This window comes from Bradyrhizobium sp. AUGA SZCCT0158, from assembly GCF_018130065.1.
Lineage (GTDB): Bacteria > Pseudomonadota > Alphaproteobacteria > Rhizobiales > Xanthobacteraceae > Bradyrhizobium.
Map to the genome: position 1 here is coordinate 93250 of NZ_JAFCME010000009.1, position 25241 is coordinate 118490.

The 25241-nt window shown below is 63.3% G+C and carries 28 protein-coding genes; 18 read left to right on the forward strand and 10 right to left on the reverse strand.

The window, feature by feature from the left end; all coding sequences use genetic code 11:
* Positions 1–274 precede the first annotated feature (274 nt).
* The 7 genes from JQ574_RS15055 to ilvC all read left to right on the forward strand — a co-directional run bounded on the left by JQ574_RS15055 (position 275) and on the right by ilvC (position 6979).
* Positions 275–2050: an acetolactate synthase 3 large subunit gene (locus JQ574_RS15055; RefSeq protein ID WP_212206988.1), complete on the forward strand. Its 1776-nt coding sequence runs from the start codon at positions 275–277 to the stop codon at positions 2048–2050.
* A gap of 5 nt (positions 2051–2055) precedes the next feature.
* Positions 2056–3042: a threonine dehydratase gene (locus tag JQ574_RS15060; protein ID WP_212207169.1), complete on the forward strand. Its 987-nt coding sequence runs from the start codon at positions 2056–2058 to the stop codon at positions 3040–3042.
* Positions 3043–3061: 19 nt separating this feature from the next.
* Positions 3062–3604, forward strand: a complete 543-nt coding sequence (ilvN, locus tag JQ574_RS15065; RefSeq protein WP_192737977.1) for an acetolactate synthase small subunit — start codon at positions 3062–3064, stop codon at positions 3602–3604.
* Between the two features lie 3 nt (positions 3605–3607).
* Positions 3608–4306, forward strand: a complete 699-nt coding sequence (locus JQ574_RS15070; RefSeq protein WP_212383641.1) for a class I SAM-dependent methyltransferase — start codon at positions 3608–3610, stop codon at positions 4304–4306.
* Positions 4307–4312: 6 nt separating this feature from the next.
* Complete coding sequence (locus JQ574_RS15075) at positions 4313–5203, forward strand: EamA family transporter (protein ID WP_212206990.1); 891 nt, start codon at positions 4313–4315, stop codon at positions 5201–5203.
* Positions 5204–5210: 7 nt separating this feature from the next.
* Positions 5211–5813, forward strand: a complete 603-nt coding sequence (locus JQ574_RS15080; protein ID WP_212206991.1) for a LysE family translocator — start codon at positions 5211–5213, stop codon at positions 5811–5813.
* 146 nt (positions 5814–5959) lie between these two features.
* Positions 5960–6979, forward strand: a complete 1020-nt coding sequence (gene ilvC / locus JQ574_RS15085; protein ID WP_192737974.1) for a ketol-acid reductoisomerase — start codon at positions 5960–5962, stop codon at positions 6977–6979.
* A 148-nt stretch (positions 6980–7127) separates the two neighbouring features.
* On the opposite strand, the gene JQ574_RS15090 is transcribed toward ilvC, so the two are convergent.
* Entirely contained in the window at positions 7128–8267 is a 1140-nt protein-coding gene (locus JQ574_RS15090; RefSeq protein ID WP_212206992.1) for a DUF2336 domain-containing protein, read from the reverse strand.
* Between the two features lie 570 nt (positions 8268–8837).
* Between JQ574_RS15090 and JQ574_RS15095 the strand changes: the two genes are divergently transcribed.
* Positions 8838–9689, forward strand: a complete 852-nt coding sequence (locus tag JQ574_RS15095; RefSeq protein ID WP_212206993.1) for an SDR family oxidoreductase — start codon at positions 8838–8840, stop codon at positions 9687–9689.
* Positions 9690–9696: 7 nt separating this feature from the next.
* Complete coding sequence (locus JQ574_RS15100; protein WP_212206994.1) at positions 9697–9936, forward strand: hypothetical protein; 240 nt, start codon at positions 9697–9699, stop codon at positions 9934–9936.
* Positions 9937–9969: 33 nt separating this feature from the next.
* On the opposite strand, the gene JQ574_RS15105 is transcribed toward JQ574_RS15100, so the two are convergent.
* A complete protein-coding gene (locus JQ574_RS15105) occupies positions 9970–10590 on the reverse strand; it encodes a hypothetical protein (RefSeq protein ID WP_212383643.1) in 621 nt (206 codons plus the stop codon).
* A gap of 111 nt (positions 10591–10701) precedes the next feature.
* On the opposite strand from JQ574_RS15105, the gene JQ574_RS15110 reads away from it, so the two are divergent.
* The 3 genes from JQ574_RS15110 to JQ574_RS15120 all read left to right on the forward strand — a co-directional run bounded on the left by JQ574_RS15110 (position 10702) and on the right by JQ574_RS15120 (position 11982).
* Positions 10702–11400, forward strand: coding sequence for a TetR/AcrR family transcriptional regulator (locus JQ574_RS15110; protein ID WP_212206996.1), 699 nt, complete (start codon positions 10702–10704; stop codon positions 11398–11400).
* Between the two features lie 145 nt (positions 11401–11545).
* Positions 11546–11728 carry a hypothetical protein gene (locus JQ574_RS15115; RefSeq protein ID WP_212206997.1) on the forward strand — a complete coding sequence of 61 codons (183 nt, stop codon included), beginning with the start codon at positions 11546–11548 and terminating at the stop codon, positions 11726–11728.
* Positions 11729–11739: 11 nt separating this feature from the next.
* On the forward strand, positions 11740–11982 hold the full coding sequence (locus JQ574_RS15120; protein WP_249119358.1) for a hypothetical protein: 243 nt from the start codon (positions 11740–11742) through the stop codon (positions 11980–11982).
* Positions 11983–12012: 30 nt separating this feature from the next.
* Here JQ574_RS15120 and JQ574_RS35110 read toward each other — a convergent pair whose 3' ends face one another.
* Positions 12013–12288, reverse strand: coding sequence for a helix-turn-helix domain-containing protein (locus JQ574_RS35110; RefSeq protein ID WP_312014665.1), 276 nt, complete (start codon positions 12286–12288; stop codon positions 12013–12015).
* A 36-nt stretch (positions 12289–12324) separates the two neighbouring features.
* Positions 12325–12708 carry a Crp/Fnr family transcriptional regulator gene (locus JQ574_RS35115; protein ID WP_249119360.1) on the reverse strand — a complete coding sequence of 128 codons (384 nt, stop codon included), beginning with the start codon at positions 12706–12708 and terminating at the stop codon, positions 12325–12327.
* A gap of 276 nt (positions 12709–12984) precedes the next feature.
* On the opposite strand from JQ574_RS35115, the gene JQ574_RS15130 reads away from it, so the two are divergent.
* Positions 12985–13209 (forward strand): response regulator, encoded by a 225-nt coding sequence (locus JQ574_RS15130; protein ID WP_212383645.1) that lies wholly within the window; start codon positions 12985–12987, stop codon positions 13207–13209.
* 13 nt (positions 13210–13222) lie between these two features.
* Complete coding sequence (locus JQ574_RS35120) at positions 13223–13324, forward strand: Cir/Yir/Bir family protein (protein WP_249119361.1); 102 nt, start codon at positions 13223–13225, stop codon at positions 13322–13324.
* A gap of 30 nt (positions 13325–13354) precedes the next feature.
* On the opposite strand, the gene JQ574_RS15135 is transcribed toward JQ574_RS35120, so the two are convergent.
* Positions 13355–13549 (reverse strand): hypothetical protein, encoded by a 195-nt coding sequence (locus JQ574_RS15135; RefSeq protein ID WP_212206999.1) that lies wholly within the window; start codon positions 13547–13549, stop codon positions 13355–13357.
* A gap of 588 nt (positions 13550–14137) precedes the next feature.
* Between JQ574_RS15135 and JQ574_RS15140 the strand changes: the two genes are divergently transcribed.
* Positions 14138–15850 (forward strand): sulfatase-like hydrolase/transferase, encoded by a 1713-nt coding sequence (locus tag JQ574_RS15140; protein ID WP_212207000.1) that lies wholly within the window; start codon positions 14138–14140, stop codon positions 15848–15850.
* Positions 15851–15951: 101 nt separating this feature from the next.
* Positions 15952–17619 carry a sulfatase-like hydrolase/transferase gene (locus JQ574_RS15145; protein WP_312014664.1) on the forward strand — a complete coding sequence of 556 codons (1668 nt, stop codon included), beginning with the start codon at positions 15952–15954 and terminating at the stop codon, positions 17617–17619.
* A gap of 184 nt (positions 17620–17803) precedes the next feature.
* On the opposite strand, the gene JQ574_RS15150 is transcribed toward JQ574_RS15145, so the two are convergent.
* The 5 genes from JQ574_RS15150 to JQ574_RS15170 all read right to left on the reverse strand — a co-directional run bounded on the left by JQ574_RS15150 (position 17804) and on the right by JQ574_RS15170 (position 23322).
* Positions 17804–18736 carry a DUF1932 domain-containing protein gene (locus JQ574_RS15150; protein ID WP_212207001.1) on the reverse strand — a complete coding sequence of 311 codons (933 nt, stop codon included), beginning with the start codon at positions 18734–18736 and terminating at the stop codon, positions 17804–17806.
* 17 nt (positions 18737–18753) lie between these two features.
* Positions 18754–19641 (reverse strand): dienelactone hydrolase family protein, encoded by an 888-nt coding sequence (locus JQ574_RS15155; RefSeq protein WP_212207002.1) that lies wholly within the window; start codon positions 19639–19641, stop codon positions 18754–18756.
* Positions 19642–19683: 42 nt separating this feature from the next.
* A complete protein-coding gene (locus JQ574_RS15160; protein WP_212207003.1) occupies positions 19684–21243 on the reverse strand; it encodes an ABC transporter permease/substrate-binding protein in 1560 nt (519 codons plus the stop codon).
* Positions 21240–22040, reverse strand: a complete 801-nt coding sequence (locus JQ574_RS15165) for an ATP-binding cassette domain-containing protein (protein WP_212207004.1) — start codon at positions 22038–22040, stop codon at positions 21240–21242. Before JQ574_RS15165 ends, JQ574_RS15160 begins: the two co-directional genes overlap by 4 nt.
* Positions 22041–22182: 142 nt before the next feature.
* Positions 22183–23322 (reverse strand): hypothetical protein, encoded by a 1140-nt coding sequence (locus JQ574_RS15170; RefSeq protein ID WP_212207005.1) that lies wholly within the window; start codon positions 23320–23322, stop codon positions 22183–22185.
* A 239-nt stretch (positions 23323–23561) separates the two neighbouring features.
* Here JQ574_RS15170 and JQ574_RS15175 point away from each other — a divergent pair, with 239 nt between their 5' ends.
* Entirely contained in the window at positions 23562–24386 is an 825-nt protein-coding gene (locus tag JQ574_RS15175; RefSeq protein WP_212207006.1) for an ABC transporter ATP-binding protein, read from the forward strand.
* Complete coding sequence (locus tag JQ574_RS15180) at positions 24386–25171, forward strand: ABC transporter permease (protein WP_212207009.1); 786 nt, start codon at positions 24386–24388, stop codon at positions 25169–25171. Before JQ574_RS15175 ends, JQ574_RS15180 begins: the two co-directional genes overlap by 1 nt.
* Positions 25172–25241: the final 70 nt, after the last annotated feature.

Sequence of the window (25241 nt, forward strand, 5' to 3'; positions counted from 1 at the left end):
CTGCCTTAATCGGGCTGAATGCGTCCTTCCCTTGACTTCCAGGGTCCGGTCGCTATAACCCGCGTAATCTTCGGGAAGTCTGGGCCGTCTGATGCGTAATATTATTACCAAACTCCTTATCGTAGTCGTACCCTGGCGCACCGCCCGGGATGGCTGAGGCCATCCAGTTGCAGGCGGTGTGCATAGGGCCTCTGGGGCCCTTTTTTATTTCCCAAATCCAAGCCGACGAAGCCGCGCAGACACTGCGCATCCGGAGCAAGCCAAGGAAAACGTCATGACCGACAAGAGCCACGATCCGAACCAGATGACCGGTGCCGCGATGATCGTGCGCGCGCTCATCGATCATGGCGTCCAGCATTTGTTCGGCTATCCCGGCGGTGCGGTGCTTCCGATCTATGACGAGATCTTCCAGCAGAGCGAGGTCGAGCACATCCTGGTGCGGCACGAGCAGGGCGCCGGACACGCCGCCGAAGGCTATGCGCGCTCGACCGGCAAGCCGGGCGTCGTGCTGGTGACTTCCGGCCCCGGCGCCACCAATATGGTGACGCCGCTGACGGACGCGCTGATGGATTCGATTCCGCTGGTCTGCATCACCGGGCAGGTGCCGACGCATTTGATCGGCAATGATGCGTTCCAGGAATGCGACACCGTCGGGATCACGCGGCCCTGCACCAAGCACAATTGGCTGGTGCGCGACGTCAACGATCTCGCGAAAGTGCTGCACGAGGCGTTCTACGTCGCCACGACCGGCCGTCCCGGTCCCGTCGTGGTCGACGTGCCAAAGGACGTGCAGTTCGCGACCGGCACCTATCATCCGCCGCGCAAGTCCGACGTGCATGTTTCCTACACGCCGCGGGTCAAGGGTGATGCGACGCAGATCCGCAAGGCCGTGGCGCTGCTCGCCGGCGCAAGGCGCCCGGTGATCTATAGCGGCGGTGGCGTCATCAATTCCGGACGCGAAGCCTCGAAATTGCTGCGCGAACTGGTCGAAGTCACCGGCTTTCCGATCACGTCGACCCTGATGGGGCTCGGCGCCTATCCCGCGACCGGCAAGAATTGGCTCGGCATGCTCGGCATGCACGGTACCTATGAATCCAACATGGCGATGCATGATTGCGACGTCATGCTGTGCGTCGGCGCGCGCTTCGACGACCGCATCACCGGCCGCACCGACGCGTTCTCGCCGGGCTCGAAGAAGATCCACATCGACATCGATCCGTCCTCGATCAACAAGAACATCCATGTCGACGTGCCGATCATCGGCGACTGCGGCAACGTGCTCGGCGACCTGTTGCAGGTGTTCAAGGCGGAAGCGAAAAAACCTGATATCAAGGCGTGGTGGCAGGAGATCGCCGTATGGCGGGCGCGCAATTCGCTCGCCTACCGGAAGAACAGCGAAGTCATCCTGCCGCAGTACGCCATCGAGCGGCTGTTCGAGGCGACGCGCGGGCACGACACCTACATCACGACCGAAGTCGGTCAGCACCAGATGTGGGCGGCGCAGTTCTTCGGCTTCGAGGAGCCGCACCGCTGGATGACCTCGGGCGGCCTCGGCACCATGGGCTACGGGCTGCCGGCCGCGCTCGGCGTCCAGGTCGCGCATCCCGACAGCCTCGTGATCGATATCGCGGGCGATGCCTCGGTGCAGATGACGATGCAGGAGATGTCGACGGCGGTACAGTTTGAACTGCCGATCAAGATCTTCATTCTGAACAACCAGTACATGGGCATGGTGAGGCAGTGGCAGCAGCTGCTGCACGGCAACCGGCTGTCGCATTCCTATTCGGAGGCGCTGCCGGATTTCGTCAAGCTCGCGGACGCGTTCGGCTGCGTCGGCCTGCAGGCGATCAAGCCCGGCGATCTCGACGGTGCGCTCAAGGAAATGATCTCAATCAAGCGCCCGGTGCTGTTCGATTGCCGCGTCGCGGCGCTGGAAAATTGCTTCCCGATGATTCCGTCCGGCAAGGCGCACAATGAAATGCTGTTGCCGGCGGAAGCGACCGACGAAGCGACCGCGGCCGCCTTCGCCGGCGGCAAGGCGCTGGTGTGACGGCGATGTTTGATCTGGGGCAACTCGAGCGCGCGCACAGGATCGTCGGGGCAGCGATGCCGCCGACGCCGGCGCATGCGTGGCCGCTGCTGGCGCAGCGGCTCGGGGCTGACGTGGTCGTCAAGCACGAGAACCACACCCCGATCGGCGCCTTCAAGGTGCGGGGCGGGCTGGTCTATGTCGAGCGGCTGCAACGCGAGCGGGCGCAGACGTCAGGAATTATCTCGGCGACCCGCGGCAATCACGGCCAGAGTCTCGCCTTCGCCGCGCGCCGTTTCGGCGTGCCGGCGACGATCTATGTGCCGCATGGCAATTCGCTCGAGAAAAACCAGTCGATGCGCGCTCTCGGCGCCAACCTCGTCGAGCATGGCGAGGATTTTCAGTCCGCCCGCGAAGAATGCGAGCGTCACGCCGAACGCGAGGGTCTCGAGCTGGTGCCGTCGTTCCACCGCGACCTCGTGATGGGCGTTGCCACCTACGCGCTGGAATTGCTGCGCGCCGCTGATGATATCGATGTCCTCTATGTGCCGATCGGGCAGGGCTCCGGCATCTGCGGCTGCATCCTGGCGCGTGATCTGCTCGGGCTGAAGACTGACATCGTCGGCGTGCAGTCGACGGAGGCGCCGTCCTATGCGCTGTCGTTCGCTGCCGGCACCGTGGTGAAGACCAACAGCAGCAACACGCTGGCTGACGGCATGGCGACCCGCGTCCCCGACGCCGAGGCGCTGGCGATCATTCGCGACGGCGCCTCGCACATCGTGCAGGTGACCGACGACGAAATCGCCGATGCGGTGCGGGCCTACTGGACCGATACCCACAATCTCGCCGAGGGCGCCGGCGCTGCCGCGCTTGCTGCAGCCCTGCAGGAGAAACCGAAGCTCCGCGGCAAGCGGGTCGGGCTGATCCTGTCCGGCGGCAATATCGATTTCGATCTGTTCTGGAAATGGGTCGCCCGCAACGAAAATGTCACCGCCGCCAAGGCACTGGCGTAGCCAAGATTTGGGAACGACAATGAACCAGCCCGCATCCGCCTACTTCCTCGAAGAGCGCCACGATCCGACCGAGTCGCACACGCTCTCGGTGCTCGTGCAGAACGAGCCGGGCGTGCTCGCGCGCGTGATCGGGCTGTTCTCCGGCCGCGGCTACAACATCGAAAGCCTCACCGTCTCCGAGACCGAGAGCCAGAAACATCTCTCCCGCATCACCATTGTCACGACGGGCACGCCGATGGTGATCGAGCAGATCAAGCACCAGCTCGACCGCATGGTTCCGGTCTATCGCGTCGTCGACATGACGCTGACCGGCCGCTCGATCGAGCGCGAGCTCGCCATGGTCAAGGTGCGCGGCGGCGGCGACAACCGCGTCGAGGCGCTGCGGCTGGCTGACGCGTTCCGCGCCCGCGTGATCGACGCGACCACCGAAAGCTTCGTGTTCGAGATCACCGGCAATTCCGCCAAGGTCAGTCAATTCATCGACCTGATGCGACCGATCGGCCTTGTCGAAGTGTCGCGCACCGGCGTTGCCGCGATCGGACGCGGGCCTGAGGGGATGTGAACCATGCTGGCGCGCGACTGGTATTACAATCAACGGCGGCAACTCGGGCTCGATTCCGCGGTCGCCTCGATCTACGACCGGCATGACGACAGCGACATCCGCGCCCGCGCGGCGCTGACCATGCTTGGCGTCCAAAGCGGCTGGCGGGTGGCCGATATCGGCTGCGGCAACGGCGTATTGGCCGTCGAAGCGGCGCTGATGGGCGCCGAGGTCGATGCCATCGACATCTCGCCGGCGATGCTGGCGCTCGCCAACATCCAGGCGCGCGACCGCAAGGTCGCGGTCCGTACCCAGCCGGCGGGCATGTTGAGCTTCGCCTACCAGCCGAATTCCTACGACCTGATCGTCAGCGAGTTCACGCTGCATCATCTGCCGGATTTCTGGAAGGCGGTGGCGCTGGCGCGGATCCATGCCGCGCTGAAGCCCGGCGCGAATTTCTACCTGCGCGACATCGTCTTTGTCAGCATGCCCGACGGCGTCGATCGCGACGTCGAGGCGTGGGCGGATTTCTCGATCAAGAACCACGATTTCGAGCGCGAGAGCGTGGTCACCCATATGCGCGATGAATATTCGACCTTCGGCTGGGTGATCGAACGCCTGCTGACCGATGTCGGCTTCACGCTGGAATCGGTCGATTACCACGCGCCGCTGCACGGCACGTATCTTTTGCGCAAACCGAAGCCGGACCACCAACAGAGCTAGAAAAAAATGAAACCGGCTGATGTCTGCATCGCCGTCCTGGTAGCGGTGATCTGGGGGCTTGCCTTTGTCGCAAGCCGGATCGCGCTCAACGAATTTTCGCCGGAGCTGATGACGACGCTGCGCTTTGCGATCGCCGCGCTGCCGTGCCTGTTCGTGAAGAAGCCCGATGTGTCCTGGCCATTGTTGATCGCGATCAGTTTTACGCTGTTTCTCGGCCAGTTCCTGTCCCAGGCGTTTGCCATCGCCGATGGCGTGCCGGTCGGCTTGTCCAGCGTGATCGTGCAAAGCCAGGCGCTGTTCACCATCGGCTTTGCGGCGCTGCTGTTCAGCGAACTGCCGTCACGCACGCAGACCATCGGCATCGCGATCGCCACGCTTGGTCTTTTGATGATCTGCGGCACCGTCGGCTATGATTTCAGCATCGCGGCGTTCGCCATTCTGACGATCTCGCCGCTCAGCTTTGCGGCCGGCAATCTGCTGCTGCGGCGGGCGCAGGATGTGCGGATGTTCGACCTGTTCGCGTGGCTGTGCCTCGCCGCCGCCATTCCGCTGTCCGCGCTGACGTTGGTCAGCAACGGACCGCAGCCGACCTGGCAGGCGCTCTCGCACATGTCGCTGACCGGACTCGTCTGCGTGCTGGCGCTCGGCCTGATCTCCACCAGCGTCGCCTACTGGCTGTGGGGCCGGCTGCTGCGCGATTATCCCGCAGCACAGGTGGTGCCGTTCGCGCTGCTGGTGCCGTTCGTGGGATCCGCCGCTTCCAGTGTCGTGTTCGGCGAAACCTTTGGGCCGCTGCGGCTTGCCGGCATGATCACCGTGGTCGGCGGCATCGCCATCATGCTGCTGGCGAAACGTTCGCAAACCTCATCAAAAACAGTTCTGCCAAAGATCGCGTGAGGCCACCATGTCACATTCGCTGCTGATCGCCTTCGTGCTGTTCGCCACCGTGATGTTCTTCACGCCGGGCCCGAACAACATCATGCTGCTTTCCTCGGGGCTGACTTACGGGTTCCGCCCGACCATCCCGCATATCGCCGGGATCACGGTCGGCTTTGCCTTCATGGTCGGCGCGGTCGGGCTTGGCCTTGGCACCATTTTCATCGCCTATCCGGTGCTGCAGACGATCCTGAAATATGCCGGCGTCGTTTACCTGATCTATCTTGCCGCCGCGATCGCGATGTCCGGTCCGGTTTCGGCCGACCAGGACAACCGCCGCGGGCCGATGACCTTCTGGGGCGCGGCCATGTTCCAATGGGTCAACGCCAAGGGCTGGGTCATGGTGATCGGCACCATCACGGCCTATGCGGCGATCGCGGCCTATCCCTGGAACATCGCGATCCAGGTCGTCCTGAGCCTGTTGCTGGGGGTGCTTTCGTGCACCGCCTGGGCCCTGTTCGGCAGCGCGCTGCGGCCGGTCCTGACCTCGCCGAGGGCCGTGCGGGCCTTCAATATCGTGATGGCGTTGCTGCTGCTGGCCTCGCTCTACCCGGTCTTCATGGACGCATGATGCCGCACCGCGCCATGCAGAAACGGGTTTCCCCTGAAGCGGAAAATGCTCTAGACAACGCCGGAAATTCGCGGGCGACCGGCGCTCCATCTTAACCCAAATGCCTGATTAACCGGCCCATTCTGGCCACCGATGAGGAAACGACTATGCGAGTTTACTACGATCGTGATGCCGACCTGAACCTGATCAAGGGCAAGAAAGTCGTCATCGTCGGCTACGGCAGCCAGGGCCACGCCCATGCGCTGAACCTGAAGGATTCCGGCGTCAAGGAAGTGGCCATTGCGCTGCGCAAGGGCTCGGCTTCGGCCAAGAAGGCGGAGGCCGCCGGCTTCAAGGTGATGGAAGTCGCCGAAGCCGCCAAATGGGCCGACCTCGTCATGATGCTCACCCCCGACGAACTGCAGGGCGATATCTACCGCGAGCATCTGCACGACAACATGAAGAAGGGTGCGGCGCTGGTGTTCGCGCACGGCCTCAACGTGCATTTCAACCTGCTCGACCCGCGCGCCGATCTCGACGTGCTGATGATCGCGCCGAAGGGCCCCGGCCATACCGTGCGCTCGGAATATCAACGCGGCGGCGGCGTGCCCTGCCTGATCGCGATTTCAAAGGACGTTTCCGGCAATGCCCATGACCTCGGCCTCAGCTACGCGTCGGCGATCGGCGGCGGTCGCGCCGGCATCATCGAGACCACGTTCAAGGAAGAGTGCGAGACCGATCTGTTCGGTGAGCAGGTGGTGCTCTGCGGCGGCCTGGTCGAACTGATCAAGGGCGGCTACGAAACGCTGGTGGAAGCCGGCTACGCGCCGGAGATGGCCTATTTCGAGTGCCTGCACGAAGTGAAGCTGATCGTCGACCTGATCTATGAAGGCGGCATCGCCAACATGAACTACTCGATCTCCAACACCGCCGAATACGGCGAATACGTCACCGGCCCGCGCATCGTGACCGCCGAAACCAAGGCCGAGATGAAGCGCGTCCTCGCCGACATCCAGGGCGGCAAGTTCGCCCGCGACTGGATGCTGGAGAACAAGGTCAACCAGACCTCGTTCAAGGCCACCCGCGCCAAGCTCGCCGAGCATCCGATCGAGGAAGTCGGCGCCAAGCTCCGCGACATGATGCCGTGGATCAAGAAGGGCGCGCTGGTCGACAAGACGAAGAACTGATCGATCTGTTGGATCGGAATGGAATCGGGCCGCGCATTGCGCGGCCCTTTTTCATTCATGGGATCGTAGGGTGGGCAAAGCGAAGCGTGCCCACCATTAGGATTTCGGTTTAGATGGTGGGCACGGCGCAAGAGCGCCTTTGCCCACCCTACAGACCGGCGTCGCCTCGGGCACGCGCCGCACCAGATTGGGCATCGTGCGGCTGCTTCTCGATCCGGTTGTGCAACTGCCAGAAGCGCACGGTGCGCTGGGCGGTTTCCATCGACAGTTTCCTGTAGTCCCGCTCGGCAACGGCCAACGTCTGTTCGTCGATCTTCAGCTTCACCGGGCGGTTGCGCAGGATGCTCTCGACCGTCGGCCAGTTCAGCCGGGCTGACCGGCAGGGAATCAGGATGAGGTCGGAGCGGGGCCCTTCGATCAGGCGGGCCATCATTTCGGCCGGCACGTCGTTGAGGACCGCGAGCGAGACCATGACCTCGTCGAATTTTTTGCTCTCGGCGAAACCATAGACCGCCGCGTCGTCCAGCTCTTTCAATTCCATCATCAGCCTGACCAGTTCTTCGGCCACGCGGAAGTCGCGTCCGGACGGAGGTCCCTCGCGCACGATGTCTTCGATCACCCGCCGGATCTCTTCCTGGAGTGCGGGGGGCGCAAGGGCCAACAGCCGGGTGCGAACGGCGTCCTTGGCGCGGCGCAGCAGGTCGCGCAGGAACTTGACGGGAAGATCGAGGCGCAGGCCGAGGATCTCGACCAGTTCGTCGTCAGATTCGGAATGGGCCACCATGCCGGAATAGCCGGCTTCGGAGAACCGCGCGGTTGCGTTCTTCGCCAGCCTGCGAATGACCTTGGTTTGGCCGCGATCGACGATCACGTCGGTGACAGCCTCCGGCAAATTGTCGCGCGCCGAAATTGCGAGCAGATGGTCCTGCCCCTTGCTGCTGGCGATCTCGACCAGCGCTTCGACGCTGATGCGGCTGGAATGGGTGAGCACCTCGCCGGCGACCGCGATTTCATCGTCCCATGCGAGGTATTGAATGACCTCGAACGGCGCATAGTCGAGCGGTGCCAGCCGCTTGCTGAGCTCGGTTCTCGCCCGTGTCTCGACGCGAGCGATCAAGAGGCAGAGCACGTCGTCAAACACCTTGACCTGGTCTTCGCTGAGGCGTTCGCCGTCATTGAGGAAGAGATCGGTGACCTGACGCAGGGTTTCGACGCGCCGGGCTGGCGATCCACCCCTTACGGCATCTTCGAGTTCGGCGATAATCGAGTGAGCCGGCTGTTGCGCCATTGTGGCGGCCTGTTTGTTGTTTCAACTTCAGCACGCACAATGGCGAGCGCGGTCTTTCGCGAGCGTTAAGGCGAAAGCCCGTAGAAATGCGGAACGACAGCACTGAAAACAGGCAATTGCGAAATTCGCAACCATTGTCGCGAATTCGCCGCAGAACATTGTCCGCTTTGCATTCCCGATTGCTTTACCACGCACGCGACGCTGCATGCCGTTATATTGCGCCGTGATCAGCGCCTAACCGCCGACATTCGCATGATTTGCGCCGTTTCCGGTGTTTTCACCGGCGGCTATCCTCCCCAGGCCTCTGCGGAAAAACCCGCAGGCGAAGCGCTCCGACAACAGGCCATCAAGCCCTGGTCCGCCGTCGAGCAGGCGGTCCATGCGCGCGCGGCGCTAAGGATTTTTTCACGATGAATTCTGTTAACGCTGCCGGACTGCGTTCCTCAACCCCTCCTGCAAGAACGGAGCGCACGCACCCCGTCGTGACGGGAATTTTGGCCGCCGCCGCCGCGCATTGCACTTCTCTCGATCCGGATTACATCAACCCCGCCTCACGGAGGGGAGACAATCATGAGATCCGTCGTCATTACCGGTGCATCCACCGGGATCGGCTGGGCTGCCGCGAAACTGCTGCTCGATCGTGGCTTTCGCGTGTTCGGCAGTGTGCGCAAGCAGGCCGACGCGGACCGCCTCAGGGCTGAGTTCGGCGACAGTTTCGCGCCGCTTCGGTTCGACGTCACCGACGAGGCCGCGGTGCTGGCCGCCGCGCGCGAGGTGCGCACCCAATTGAATGGCGAAACGCTCGCGGGCCTCGTCAACAATGCCGGCATCGCGGTGGCGGGTCCCGTGCTTGAACTCGCGGCCGACGAATTCCGCCGCCAGATGGAGGTCAATGTGATCGGGCCGGTTATCGCGACGCAGGCGTTCGGCCCGCTGCTCGGCGCCGATCCGGCACTGAAGGGACCAAAGGGGCGCGTCGTCATGATCTCCTCGGTCTCGGGGAAAAATGGCGCCCCGATGACGTCGGCCTATGCCGCCTCCAAGCACGCGATCGAGGGACTGTCGGAGAGCCTGCGCCGCGAATTGATGCTGTTCGGGATCGACGTCATCATCATCGCGCCCGGCGCGGTAAAAACGCCGATCTGGAGCAAGGCCGAGGAAGTCGACATATCCGGCTACAAGAACTCGCCGTTCTTTCCATCGTTGCAGAAGGTCCGCGCCTACATGCTGCAGCTTGGTTCGATCGGATTGCCCGCGGAGAAAATCGCCGCGAAGATCTTCGACGCGCTGACGCTGCCAAATCCCAAGGTCCGCTATTCGATCGTGCCCGATCCGCTTCAGGTGCTGGCGGCGGCGCTGCTGCCCAAGCGTACCGTCGACAAGATCATCGCCAGGCGCCTCGGCCTGACGCCGCAGGCATGACGACGCGGTGACAGAAACAATCGGCAAGACCAACGCGGAACTGACCGAACTCGTCAACGAGGCGCTTGGCGATCAACCGGGATGCGAAACGGCGCGCATCACCGGTCTTCAACCGGTGCCGGGCGTCCGCGGCGGCCGCAACTGGGAAATCCCGAGCGTCGCGCTCGGCGACAGCCTGATCAGCGACGTCGATCGCGCCGTGATCACGATTCATCGCCGATTGGGCCGCACGTTTCATCTGATCTGATATCGCCGTACAAGCGCGCAGGCGGTGCGGCCGTCATCCCGCCTGCGTGCGCGGCGTTCGCGCTGCGGCCATGCTGATCATCCGCAAGGCAAACACCGCCAGCAGCGGGATCAGGAACAGCGCGTATAGCGGCATGTCGGGAATTCGCTTGCCGAACGAGACCGCGAACTGAAACAGCAGATAATAACCGCCGATCAGATGCAGCCTGCGCCAGGCGCTCGCGCCGAGGGCCTTGGCTGACCGATCGAATGACGTTGCCGTCATCGCGATGATGACGGCATAGCCGATGCCACCGAAAATGTAGGAGGCGGGCGAGGTCGCGGCCGCATAGCCCGCGGGATCCATCATTGCGAAGGCGGCGATCGCAATCGCATGAATGCCGTGCGAGGCAGCGAAGGTCACGCCGAGGTAACGGCGGTTGCGGCGCTGCCATCGCGTCCAGGCATTGGGCCAGAGCCGCGCCAGCGCGGCGGCGCTGAAGGCGAGACAAAAGAACAGCAGCGAGGTCCGCGCCGTGAAGCGGATCACCATGCGCACGCCATCGACCTCGAATTGCCGCATGCCGGCAATCCAGACGCTAAGCGCGAGCAGGGTCAGCGCCAGCACGGCAAACAGCCGCCAGCCCTCGAACCAGTTTTGACGACTTTCCGACATCGCGCGCTCCGCTGCAGGTAAATGTAATCACCAGTTACATATGCGCGTCACGCATCGTCAATCCGTGTAATCGATGCTTACATTCACAAGGGGGTGATGTTAGGAGAGACGATGCGTTCCTCGGCCAAGCCTCCGTCCGCCAAACTGCCGGCTAGGCCGCGCCGCCCCGCGGCGCGCGCGCCGGCGCCAAAGCCCTATCATCATGGCGATCTGCGCCGGGTCCTGATCGACGCCGCGCTGCAACTGGTCGGCGAGGGCGGTCCTGACGCGGTCAGTGTCCGCGAGGCCGCCCGCCGCGCCGGGGTGTCGCCGGGGGCGCCGTTCCGGCATTTTCCCAGCCGCGACGCCCTCATGAACGCGGTCGCCGAGGAGGCGCAGCGCAGGTTCCGGGCCGAGATCGAAGCGGCGCTGGCCGAGGCACCGGCCAACAATCCTTTGGGCCGGTTCCGCTGCCTGGGGCTTGCTTACCTGCGCTGGGCGATGAAGAACCCGACCCATTTCGAGATCATTTCCAGCCGCCGTTTTTTTGATCATGACAAGACGGCCGGCGTCTCGCAGGACAATGCCGAACTGATCGACCTTGCCGAACGCACGCTGGCGGAGGCGTTTGCACAGGGGCAATTGCGCTCGGCGGACCTGAAACAGGTGCAGATCGCCGGCCGGGCGCTGGTCTATGGCTTCGCCCGGATGAATATCGACGGTCATTTTCCGCGCTGGGGCGTCGCCGGCGCGGATGCCGAGCGAACCGCCGAAGCTATCCTCGATCTCTTCATCGAAGGAATCGCCAAAGTTCCCAGCAAATCCGCTTGATGCGTTTGAGGAGCTTTCCGCCGCGCGTCCCTCAGGAAGCCGGAACCGGCAATCTCGCCGCGCGTTGACAAGGCGCGGCAAGGCGTTCCGCCACCGTTCGCTGCTGCACAATTTAAAGACTGCATCCTGAACCGGGAGGACGCCCGTGGTCAGAGAAGGTCCTGCGCAACCCGCACCACCGCCAAAAGAATCCTATCCCGCCGACAAGGCGCGGGGCGCCGAGGTGATCCTCAATACGCCGCTGAGAAAGTGGATCTTCTTTGGCGGGCTTATCGGCGCGATTCTGCTGGTGCTCGTCCTGAGCCTTGTTCGTCTCGGAAGCGGCTAACGGAGACTGCCATGAAACGAAGCCTGTTCTGCGCGATCTTCGTGCTGACCCTAAACGGTGCCGGTCTCGCCCAGCCGGCGCGAAACGCCCCCGCATTCTACGTCGTGCTGAACTCGCTGACGAAGACCTGCACGGTGGTCGACAAGACCCCTCGCACCGATACACCCAACATCACGGTGGCCAGCGACACGATCTACAAAACGCGAGCCGAGGCGGAAACCGCGGTCAAGACGCTGAAGCCATGCAACCAATAGAGCGGCATCCGCAACGCATCAGTCCGCCGGTTACTTCTTGAGAGGCCCGAGCAGCCTTTCGTAATGCGTCTTGACCGAACCGTAGCATTCGCAGGCACTCGCCTGCAGTGCTACTGCATCCACGATCTGGATCTTGCCGCGGGCATATTTGATCAGACCCGTCTCCTGCAATGTCCTGGCCACCGCGGTCACACTCGTTCGTCTGACACCCAGCATCTCACCGAGATATTCCTGCGTGAACGGCAGGTAGTCACTATCGGACAAATCTCTCGCGCGCAGCAACCAGCGGCAGAACCGCGCTTCCACCTGGTGCGTGGCAAAACATGCCGCGGATTGCTGGGCCTAGGCGTAGACCGTTTGTTCGTGCCGCATGAGCAGGGCAAGCAGTTTTGGGCTTTGCATGGCGACCGATTTCAGGGCTTCGATGTCGCATACGACAATTTCACCGCTGAGCTGAATGATGCCGCGGCTCACCGCGATCTTCCCGTCAAGCGCTGCGGAAGCACCCACCACACCGTCCTTGCCGATCATGGCCGCTTCGACCATTTCGCCGGTCGAAAGCGTGATCACGAGCGACACCACGGCGCTGGTCGGAAAGTAGACATGGCGGATTCGCTGGTTCGCCTCGAACAACACCCGGTGCTGGTCGAATTGTGCGGCCTTCAAATGCGGACCGAGAAGTTTCATGTCGGACGGCGGGAAAAGGCTGAGCAATTGATTGTTCATGAAATGCGCTCCTGCTGACAGGCGGGAGCGCGAACTACTCTCAGCTATCGGTGCCTTCGCGGGATACCCGATAATTGCCGGACGGTACGTCAACTACCGGACATAGTAAGGAAATAATCCCACTATGTCGGATAGCGGACAGACGCCCGAGCTCATTCGGCGAACGATCCGGACAGGATTACAACGGGCTCGGGAACCTTAGGATGCCGCTTGGCGCGCCGGGACGAGCAGGGCCCTATCAAACTCAGCCGGCGAGATATGCATGAAGGAAGGATCATGTCCAAAATGCCGGACGTCCCCCTTTCCTCGATCGAACGCCCGTGCTGCGGCAGGTGCCTCACCCGGATGATGCTGGCCCGATTAGCGCCTCTGCCTGACGGGTCGGAGGAGCGGACTTTCGAATGCCCGAAATGCAACGCGATCGAGACCATGACGGTTGCCGACCCGCTGAAATCGGAAGCCGTCGTGCGGCTGACGACCAATGTCCGGCCGCCGGTTTGATGAAGACCTGAGCTTGACGGAGATCGCGATCCGGGTCGCGGGCGCCTCGGCGTGGACCATCGTGATCGCCGTCTCGATATTCTTCGCGATCCTGTTTTTCCTCGGGGCGGGCTGACGTTTTCTGTGGCTGACGGTCTGGCTTGGCTCAGGTCTTCGGTGGCCGGCCCCGCTTCGCAAACAGCATGCCCCGCATGTCCACGGCGTTTTGCAGAATGCCGGCGCGTTTCATCGCCTCGGTGCGCTCCGGGCCGGGGGCCATGGTGCGGGCTGCTTCAAGCGCTGCCAGCGCTTCGGTTTCGAGATCGAGCTTGGGGCGGGGATTCTTGATCGGTCTGGCCATGGATCTAACGCTTCGGCTGGGTTTTGGTCGGATTATCGAAGACCGGGCCTGGCGCGGCTTCCTGCGGGGGCAACCGTCCCGGCTCGCGAACTGTCCCATCCACGGCCGTCGTATCCAGCGGGTCGATCGCCTCGATCCTGGTTTCGGCGTGGGCGCATTTCGGGCATTGATAATTTCGATGCTCGAAACCTTCCGGTCCCGCCGACACGGCAACCGTTACCATCCGCGTTTGGCAGTCAGGGCAGCGCGGACGGTGGATCGGGAATAGCTCTGGATCAGCTCTGGTCCTCGGCATGCCCAAAAATACCGCCGTCCAGAAACGGTTGTCTGTCTGATATCTGACCAAAAAGTCACGAAAATCAGGTTTCGCCCGTGACGGTCCTCCGCCTTTGGTAGGAGCTGGCCTGAAGTCAGTGGCGAGGCCGACGATTCACTAAAGCTTTGTGTCGCAACGGCAAATTCATTGCGTGTTCATGACGTTTACACTACGTTTTCATGACACGATCCAGGTTCCGGCTGCGTCGTGCGTCTCCTGGCCGTCGCCAGCCAAGGCATTTGCATTGCGCCGGGTAGTGTTGCGTCCCGCCCATGGCGCCCGCGCCAAACCCAGGTTCCTCTGCCACCGCTGCGGTTACCGCCGGCATTGCCGCGATCGGCATTTGGCGGCTGTCGGCCGTCGCCGCACCGCATATGGCCGCGCTGGCGATCATGCTGCAGACAGAGGCCGATTTCGGCTCGCGCCTGTGCTTCGCACTGTCCTGGGGCATCCTGAACTTGCTGTTCATCGCCCTGCTGCGCCGGCCCGCGCTGTCGGGCGCGCTGTCGCTGACTCTGGTGGTGGTGCTGGTGCTGCTGTCGCGCCTCAAGCACGACGTGGTGCAAATGACCGCGAACTTCGTCGATCTGATGGTGATCGATCGCGACAGTGCGGCATTCCTGTTTACGATCTTTCCGAACCTGCGCTGGTCGGTGATCTCGGCGGGCCTTGTGACGATCCCGCTGATGTATGCGCTGTGGTGGCTCGATCCGTTCCGGATTCGCCGGTTGCCGGCGCTGGCGGGAATGCTCGCCTGCCTTGCCGCGCTCACCGGATACGCCTTTGCCTGGCCGGACGATGCCTGGCGCGGCTACTATCCCGACGGCTATCTGTCCAAATTCGCCCGTTCCGGAGTTACCGCGGTCTCGGATTTCGTCAACTACGGCTTCATGGAGTCCGATGCCGTCGCCGCCGGTCGCCTCAAGCTGCCGCTGGTGGATTCATGCGCCCCGGCGGGGCGGCGGCCGCACATCATCATGGTCCATGATGAGTCGAGCTTCGACATTCGCCAGGCACAGGGCGTCAAGGTTCCGGCGGGCTACGGCAGCCATTTCGACTCCTTCGACGGCAAGGCGCGCAAGTTTGTGGCCGAAAGCAGCGGCGGGGCGAGCTGGTTCACCGAATACAATGTGCTGGCCGGGCTTTCGTCGCGCTCGTTCGGCCGCTTTTCCTACTTCGTGACCCGCATCGCAGCGGGTCGCGTCGAGCGCGGCTTGCCGCTGGCGCTGCGCCGCTGCGGTTATAGCACGACCTCGCTCTATCCCGCCCACGGCGCGTTCATGAGCGCCCGCGGCTTCCACACCACCACCGGCATCCAGAAATTCTACGATGCACGCGATCTCGGCGCCAAGGGCATCGAGCCCGACAGCTTCTTCTATGACAAGGCGCTGAACCTGCTGTCGCAGAACGCAGCATTGAACCCGCAGTTCATTTTCGTCTATCTCGCCGCCAATCATTTCCCATGGGAGACGCCGTTTCGTGCGGACCTGACGCCATCCTGGTCGAAGCCCGGCAACGCGCCCGCGGTCGATGAATATGTGCGGCGGCAGACCATGAGCGCCAACGACTATTCGGCGTTCGTCGCCGGCTTGAAGAAGAAATTCCCGGCGCAGCCATTCCTGATCGTGCGCTATGGCGACCATCAGCCCGAATTCTCGTCGCACGTTCTCGATCCCGGGATTGACGAGACCGCCGCCGGCAAGAAATTCGAGAGTTACGATCCACGCTATTTCACCACCTATTATGCGATCGATGCCATCAACTTCGAACCGGTCAAGAGCCCTGCGGTGATGGAGACCGTCGACGCGGCCTATCTGCCGCTGGTGGTCCAGGAGGCCGCCGGCATCCCGCTCGATCCCTCCTTTTCGGAGCAGAAGAGCATCATGCTGCGCTGCAAGGGCGTGTTCTATGCTTGCAAGGGCGGCGCGGAAGCCCGACGCTTCAACCGGCTCCTGATCGACGCCGGTTACGTGAAAAACCTCTAGCAACAAGGGAGGGCAGCATTCCAGCCTCCGCCAAACCTGCAGCAAGCCGGACCGGCGATACGGCATCGCGCGGGGTCTGGTTCTATGCCGGCGTCGGCGTGGTGGCCGCGTTGCATCTGGCGGCCCTGGCTGTCCTGTTCAGCACGGAATACGGATTCGTTGGGATCACGCTCGCGCTGCTGGCGTGGGTTTTTGTGAATTGCCTGTTGCTGCTGGTGCTGCGGCGGCCCGGCGTCGCCGCGGCGCTGGCGCTGGTTTTGGTGGTGCTGCTGATCGTGCTGTCGCGCTTCAAGTTCGACATTCTGCAGCTATCTCTGACCTTCCTCGATTTCCTGATCGTCGATCGCGATACGCTTTCGTTCCTGCTCTCGGTGTTTCCACAGCTGCGGACGCAGCTGATCGTGGCGGCGGTGATTGCCGTTCCACTGCTGTGGGCGATCTGGCGCGCCGATCCGCTTCGTGCAGCTCGCGGCCCGGTGCTGGCGGTTCTTGCCGCCACGACCGTGTCGATGTCGGCGATATCGGTCGCTGCGCCCGAGCAGCCCTGGGAGCCGTTCCAGGGCATCAATCATATTTCCAACCTCGCGCGCTCGGGCGTGGTCGCGGTGTCGCGGCTGGCCTCGACCGGATGGATCGAGGCCGATCCGCCGGCGAGCGGTTCGCTTGGCCTGGCCCCGGGAGCGCACGCCACAGCCCGGCCGGCGCTGCCGCCAGACGAAAAATGCGATACCACTGCCAAGCGCCCGCACATCATCATGCTGCTCGACGAGTCGAGTTTCGACATCACCGCAGCACCCGGCGTCAAGGTTCCGCCAGGCTATTCCGACTACTTCAAGTCCGCTGACGGCAAGCGACGGACCATGATCGCGGAGGCGACGGGCGGCCCGACCTGGTACACCGAGTTCAATGTGCTGACCGGCATGTCGGCGAAATCGTTCGGCGATCTGAAGTTCTACGTCACGAGGATCACCGCGAACCGCATCGAGCGTGGCCTGCCGCAAGCGCTGCAGCGCTGCGGTTACAAGACCGTCTCGCTCTATCCGACCTATGGCGACTTCCTCAGCGCGCGGGCGTTCCAGAAGGGTGTCGGCGTCGAGCGCTTTATCGACATGGCCGACATGGGCGTCGATGAGGACATGCAGCCCGACAAGTTCTACTTCGATCAGGCCTTGAAGGCGTTTGCTGACGAGCAAGCGTCGCAGTCGCCGGTCTTCATGTTCGTGTATCTCACGGCCAATCATTTTCCCTGGACCAGCGTCTACCGGCCCGATCTGACGCCGGACTGGAAGCCGCCGGGAAATACGCCGGAGATCGACGAGTATATTCGCCGCCAGAGCATGACGGCAAAGGACTACCGCGATTTCACCGAACGGCTGGCGCGCGACTATCCGGACCAGTCGTTCCTGGTGCTGCGCTTCGGCGATCATCAACCGGCAATCTCGCAGAAACTGCTCGAGCCCGGCATCGACCGGAAACTGCTGGGGCAACGTCTGATGAGCGCGGATCCGCGCTACTTCTCGACCTACTATGCGCTGGATGGAATCAACTTCCAGCCGCCGGATCTGTCGTCGGCCCTCGCAACCCTCGATGCCGCCTACATTCCGCTCGTCATCCAGGACGCGGCCGGCGTTCCGCTCGATCCGTCGTTCAGGGAGCAGAAGAGCATCATGCTGCGCTGCAAGGGCGTGTTCTACGCCTGCAAGGACGGCGCCGAAGCCAGGCGCTTCAACCGCCTCCTGATCGACGCCGGCCTGGTGCGGGGGCTGTAATCTGAACGCTCCGTGTCCCGGACGCGGTGCAGCGTTCTTTACGCTGCTCCGCAGAGCCGGGACCCATGGCGATAGGCGCGATTAGAATGTGGGCCCCGGCTCTGCAGCGCACCGCAAGCGCGCTGCGCTGCGTCCGGGGGCACGGAGACCCTGGCGAAACTTCTCACGTTCGTGGCAGCGCTGTTCATTTCTTCTTCACGGCGGCAAGGATCCGGTCGGCTTCCACGCGCCAGTCGGCGCTCCGGGCAAACGCGTCCGTGCCTTTCGCGCCGAACAGGCCTTCGTCGGCGAGATCGGCGATAAAGGCCTGGCGTTCCGCGGTGCCTTCCGCCGACCATGGCGTGAGCCCGGCCTCGCGCACGGTTTCAGCCACCTCGCGAACCTCCTCGCTTCGGCGGCGGCCATGCTCGATCACGCGCTGGAAGAAATAGGCGCCCTGTTTTTCCCAGTCGATGCCGGGAAAGGTCTCTGTGAGCGACGCCAGCACCGCGTCCTCGACGCCATAGGCGCGCGCGGTGGTAAAACTCTCGATCACCATCGCTTCCAGGCCCTTGATCATCACGCTGCGGCACATCTTGACCGCCGAAGCGACGCCCAATTCCCGGCTTGCCACCTTGGCGTCGAAGCCGAGTTGCACCAGCAACGGCGCGAGCGCCTCGGCACCGGCGCCGCCGAGCAGCAAGGGCACCTTGATGCGGTACGGCGGGATCGAGGTCATCACGGCGCCTTCGACATAGCGGCCGCCCTTGCCGTCGATCAGGCCGGCGGCGCGCTGCTTGGCGCCCGGCGATGCCGAATTGAAATCGAGGAACCAGACGTCCTGCCTCACGGCCGGCGCGCAAGCCTGTGCGACCGGGACAGCCTGGCTCGCGGTGACGGCGGAAACGATGAAATCGGCAGTCGCGGCGAGATCGGCATGGGAGGCCGCAAGCGCGACGCCATGCGCGAAAGCATGATCGCGCAAGGCGGAGCCTGTCTGATCGCTGCGCAGCTTGATATCGTAGGCCGCGACCTTCACGTCCTGTTTGCGCAGGTCCTCGGCGAGAATGCGACCCACCTCGCCATAGCCGACGAGGCCTACGTTCCACTGTCTTGGGTCGGTCGATACAACGGTCATTTGAGACATTCTCCTGACTAAGGCTTCAATACGGCTGCAAAGAACGCAATCGCGCGCGCGATCGCGTCGCGGGTCGCGGACGCATTGGCGGCGTCGCTCTGGCGCGAGGGACTGGGATCGTCGAAACCATGCGCCGCATCGGGATAGAGCTGGAACTGGATGTCGCCGCCGATCGCGCGGCTCTTGGCGACGAAATCGGCGCAGCGCCGCGGCGAGACTTCCTCATCGGCCGATCCATGCAACACGCGCACCGGCGCGTAGGGTTTGATGCCGTCGGCGAACTGCCCTTTCAGGCCGCAGCCGGGGTAGAATGCCAGGGCGGCCCGGAAGCCGGTTGCGGGCGTCGGCGCTGTGATACCCGGCGCGGATGCTGACATCGTGGCGAGTGTGGCGCTGCCGCCGTTGGACCAGCCCTGCAGCGCGACCCGATCGGCGATCACATCGTTGCGTGTCCGCAGGTAAGCCAGTGCGCCATAGGCGTCGAGCGGGCGAATGGTGATTTCATTCAATTCATCCGGCCGGGAATCGTAGCTGAAACGGGGAAAACCGGTTGGATAGCCGCGAGGACCAAAACCATCGACCAGGATGGAGAGATAGCCTTGCCGGGCCCAGATGTGTCCCCATTGCTGGTTGCGTTTGGAAAGCGTCGAGGCGTCGTATTTGCCGTTGGCGGCCGAGGAATAGACGCCGGTGCGGCCATGCATCATCACCACCGCCGGCATGCGCGCCGCATGCGACCCTTCCGGCCTGAAGACATAACCAACCAGCGTCGTCCGCCCGTCGGCGCTAGCAAAGGTGACGCGCGCGGGTAGGGATGCTGCGGTGGCAACGGTCGTTCCGGATATCAGTACCGACATCGCAGCGATACCCACGGCAGGCAGTACGAGCGAGCGCGAAAAATTCAAGTCGCGGTTCCATGTGAGCCGGAACACCTTAGCGCAGGTCACCTATTTCGTCCCGATCTTCTCCCACAGCCACTTCGCCACCGCATCGGGCGATGAAGTCGCGTCGTTGCCCGAGGCGCGCAGATTGGCCTCGCGCATCACGGCGATATCGATCTTGCCGAGCAGCGGCTGCAGCGCTGCCCGCAACGCCGCATCGCCGACGCGCTTGGGGGCAAGCAGCACCATCGCATCATAAGGCGGGATCGCGTGCCTGGGATCGGCGAGCACCACCAGATCGTATTTCGCGATCAGTCCGTCGCTGGTGTAACCCGCGATTACATCGACTTCGCCGGAAGCTGCCGCCGCATACATGAAGTCCGGCTGCATCTGCCGCTGCGCGCGGAACGACAGCCCATAGGCCTTTTTCAGCCCGGCCCATTCCGGCCTTGAAAAGAACTCGTAGTCCGCGGCCATCGACATTCCGGCCGCGTGCGGCGCCAGATCGGCGATGCTGCGGATGCCGAGTTGCTCGGCCCGCTTGCGCGGCATCACCAGCGCATAGGCGTTCTCAAAACCGAGTTCGCCGAGCAGCGTGATGTTCTGCTTGGCGAGCATGGTCTTTAGCTCGTCGAGCACCTCCTGGCGCGGCCTGATATCGCTGCGCTGGAACTGATTGGCCCACAGCGTGCCGGAATAATCGACATAGAGGTCGATATCGTTGGCGGCCAGCGCCCCGAAGATCACGTTCGAGCCGAGGCCTTCGCGCGAACTGGCGGAGAGACCGGCGGCCCTCAGCCGCTGCGCCATCAGCGCCGACAGAACATACTGTTCGGCAAAGGTCTTGGCGCCGATGACATAGTTGGTTTGCGAGCGCGTCATGGCGGGCACCAGCGTCGCCGCGACCAGCACCGCGATGCCGGCGCCGCCAAGCATGGCGCGCACGCGGCTCCGGTTGCGCAAGCCGTTCTCGATCAGCGCCAGCAATTGATCGACGGTCAGCGCGAGCACTGCGGCCGACAGGCAGCCGAACAGCACGAACACCCAGTTCTGGGTCTGCAACCCCGCGAAGATGTAGTTGCCGAGGCTGGTCTGGCCGATCGGCGTCGACAGCGTCGCGGTGCCGATCACCCAGACCGCCGCGGTGCGGATGCCCGCCATCATGACCGGCAATGCCAGCGGCAGTTCCACCGTGAACAGCGACTGCCGCGGCGTCATGCCGACGCCCTGTGCGGCTTCGAGGATCGCGGCATCGACGCCCTGCAGGCCGGTGATGGTGTTGCGCAGCACCGGCAGCATCGAATACAGCGCCAGCGCCAGCACGGCGGGGAGGAAGCCGAAGGCGGAAAATCCAAATCCGAACCACGACAGCGACACCGCCGCGAGCGCCAGCAGCAACGGATAGAACAGCGCCAGCAGCGCCAGCCCCGGCACGGTCTGCACGATGCTGGCAAGCCCGAGCAGCGCGCCGCGCAGTGCTCGACGATTGCGTGCCGCAATCGCGAGGGGCAGGCTGACCGCGAGCCCCAACGCCAGCGCGGTCAAGCTGACGCGGACATGGTTGCCGAGATAATCGGGCAGATGCCCGAGCGCCTCGCTCCAGCGCGGATCGGCGAACAGGTTCATGCCGCGCCATCCCGCGGCAGCAGCGCGCCGAGCCGTTCCGCCTGCCGCCGCGGCGTGCGCAGCAACTCGCCGACGTAAGCGTCGCCGCTATCAGAGAGTTCGGCGGGCGTGCCTTGGGCCAGAAGCCGTCCGCCGCGCATGATAGCGATGCGGTCGGCGAGCAGAATGGCCTCGGTCATGTCATGGGTGATCATGACCGTGGTCAGCCCGAGCCTGCGGTGCAATTCGCGATAATCGTCGCCGAGCGCGTCCCGGGTGAGGGGATCGAGCGCGCCGAACGGTTCGTCCATCAGCACGATGCGCGGTTTCGCCGCAAGGGCCCGCGCCACGCCGACGCGCTGGCGCTGGCCGCCGGACAATTCATGCGGCAGCCGGTCGCGATGCTGCGCGCGGTCGAGCCGCACCAGATCGACCAATTCGTCGACCCGCGCCGCGATTTCGTCCGCAGGCCAGCCGAGCAGCTTTGGCGTGATGCCGATATTGCCGGCGACGGATAGATGCGGAAACAGTCCGCCGCTCTGGAACACGTAGCCGATCCGCCGGCGCAGACCGATCGGGTCGAGATTGCGGACGTCTTGGCCTTCCACCGTGATGTGGCCCTCTTCGGCGTCGATCAGCCGGTTGGCCAGCCGCAGCAGCGTGGTCTTGCCTGACCCGGAGCCGCCGACAACGGCGAGGAACTCACCCTCGGCGACATCGAGCGAGACGTCGTCGACCGCCACCACGCGGCCCGCGCCCCGGCCACCGTCGAAGGTCTTGCCGACATGGGCGTAGGAGATGAGGGACGCGGCGGGCATTCGGCGTGGGTTCTCTGCAAGGGAAACGGCGCTAGCCGAACAATCGGCCAATCGTGAGCCGGGTGCCAACCTTTTTCTGCCGCCGGCACGCGGTAACGCCATTCGATGGCCCGTCGGCCGGCAGGCCCGTGAGGTGACGCGGTCAGTCCTTCGGGATCATCGCCGAGGCCATAAACGCTGCGACGGCAGCGGAATATTCCGCCAGTCCCTCATGACTGAAATGCATATCGTTACCTCCCCAATAGAAGCGGTCGGGGCGCGATCCGGACCGCTTCTTCAGTGCGTCGGTGGCATTGAAGAAAAGAAAGCTGTTGGCGACGCAAATCTTTTGTACCGAAGAGCTGACGAGATTGTTCCACAGGCGGCCCTTGGCGTCGGGTCTGAGGTGCTGGAGATGCGGATGAGAGATGAACAGCACGCGGCTGCCGTCCCCAGTGTAATCCTTCAGCACCTCAGCCAGCTCCTGCAGATTGGTCCTGAAACTTGCGAGCGGCGCTGCATATTTTCGTTCGAGATCGCTGTCCTGGTCCTGGGAATAGGAAAACAGGGTGAAGTCCGATCGGTTCTTCTCGACCACCGCCGGCATATGGACAAAGGAATGCCAAAGCCTCGCCGCAAACCGCATCAGGTACAAGGGATGCTTGCGGGCCTCCATCAGGCCGACACTGCATTCGCGTCCAATGGGTGAAGCCTTGACGCCGACATTTTGTCCGCGTTCGTTGCGGACAATCAGTCCGCGGTACCGGGCGAAGTCGTCGTACAGATCGGTTTCGTCCACGTCGACCACGATATAATCGGGACGCAGCACCGGCAGCAGCTTCTTGGCCTGCGGCACGAAGATGGCCGGGGAATACGAAGTATATCCGGCATTGTAAGTCTTCAGGCAGGTACCGCGCTCTGTCTTGAAGTATTTTGCAACGTGATACGGCAGCGTGTTCTTGTCGTCGTAGCCTTCCATAAAGGAATCGCCGAGGAACAGGACCGAAACCGGGTTTTCGCACTCGGCCTGCTGTGCCGTATCGGCGGTGATCCGGATGCCGTTCGCGTCAAACGATCGCTTGTAGCTGAAGCCGGTCGAGTCGCCGTAGATGCACAGATTCTGGTCTTGCGGTGTGGGCTGATGGTTCACCACGTCGGATTGCCAGTTCAAATTGACGCTGGCCATTTCGAGATCGTACAGGGGACCGAAATATTGCTGCAGCCGAAACCCAATCTCAAAGATCACGGCCCACGTGATGACCAGCAGTAGCGCCGATCCGACGAGGTGAAACCCCCGCTTCATTGAACGTCTCCGGTATGAATTCCGAACAGATCAGTAGATACCCAAATTCGTTGCATGGCGATGGGTCTGTCGATTGGTGCTCACCAAAGCAGACCGGTCAAGCCGGCAAAACGGGTCGTGATCGGGGTGGCGGCCCGGCCTCTAGCAATGGCAATAAGCTCCATTACCACGTTGCGGTACCGCGTTGAACTTATCGTTCGTAACCGCTAAGGCATGACCCAAATTGGGGAGGGGACGGAGTGGATACGGTACAGCCTACGGCGGTCGCGCTTGATGAGGCGACGGTGGCATTCCGCCTGGCCGACGCACGGGTCTATACGGCCGTGGAAAAGGCCCGGCTTTCGGTCGCGCATGGCGAGTTCGTCGCCATCGTAGGTCCCACCGGATGTGGGAAATCGACGCTGCTCAACGTCGCTGCCGGCCTGTTGAAGCCGGCCGCGGGCGCGGTGCGGATTTTCGACCAGCCGCTCACCGGGCTCAATCGGGACGCCGGTTATCTGTTTCAGGCCGATGCGCTGTTTCCCTGGAAGACCGCGATCGACAATGTCGCCATTGGCCTCGAGATCAAGGGCGCGCCGCGGGCGATGGCGCTGGAGCGCGCCCAGGGCTGGTTGACGTCGGTCGGGCTCGGCGCGTTCGGCAACCGCTATCCTCATATGCTGTCCGGCGGGCAGCGCAAGCGCGTCGGGCTCGCGCAGGTGCTGATCCGGGATCCCAAGATCCTGCTGATGGACGAGCCGTTCGGGCCGCTCGATGCCCAAACCCGCCAGATCATGGGCAATCTCTTGCTGGAACTATGGACCGCCGACCGCAAGGCGGTGTTGTTCGTGACCCACGATCTCGAAGAGGCGATCGCGCTGGCCGACCGCGTGGTGATCATGTCGGCGGGACCCGGCGCGCGCATCATCGGCGACTGGAAGGTGACCCTGCCGCGCCCGCGCGACATCTCGGAAGTGCGGATGGAGAAACAGTTCCACGAGTTGCACCGGGAAATCTGGAGCGTGCTGAAGGATGAAGTGATGAAGGGTTACGCGCAGTCTTCGCAAGCGGCGGAGGCCTCCTGATGTCCCGCCTGACGCTGCTGTTCTGGCAATTGATGGTCGCCGTGGTCGCGCTCTCGCTGTGGCAGTTCTTTGCCACCGTGCCGGTGTTCGGCCGCATGTTGCTGCCGCCGTTTTTCTTCTCGACCCCGGTCGATGTCGCCAGCCAGATATACAAATGGTTCGCGACCGGCGTGATCTGGAAGCATCTGATGATCACGCTGTGGGAGTCGGTCCTGGCCTTCGTGATCGGTTCGGTCGGCGGCGTGCTGGTCGGATTCTGGTTCGCACGCCAGCCCCGCGTCGCCGCGGTGTTCGATCCCTATGTCAAGATGATGAACGCGTTGCCGCGCGTGGTGCTGGCGCCGATCTTCGCGCTGTGGCTCGGGCTCGGCATCTGGTCCAAGGTCGCGCTCGGCGTGACGTTGGTGTTCTTTATCGTGTTCTTCAACGTCTATCAGGGCGTCAAGGAGGTCAGCACCACCGTGCTCGATAACGGCCGCATGCTCGGCATGAGCGAACGGCAGTTGACGCGGCATGTGTACTGGCCCTCGGCGCTGTCGTGGATGTTTTCCTCGCTGCATACCGCGGTCGGTTTCGCGGTGGTCGGCGCCGTTGTCGGCGAGTATCTGGGATCGGCGGCCGGCCTCGGCTATCTGATCCAGCAGGCCGAGGGCGTGTTCGACGTCGGCGCTGTCTTCGCCGGCATGTTCGTGCTGTCGGCCTTCGTGATCGTGATCGATTTCGGCGTGACGCTGGTCGAGCGACGGCTCCTGGTATGGCGGCCGGCGCCCGTGGCGCGGGATTGATCGACGCCGTCGGAGGCCGCGGCCTTGTTACAGACGTCTGCTTAAATTGTTACTCGCCTTCGGCGAGCAA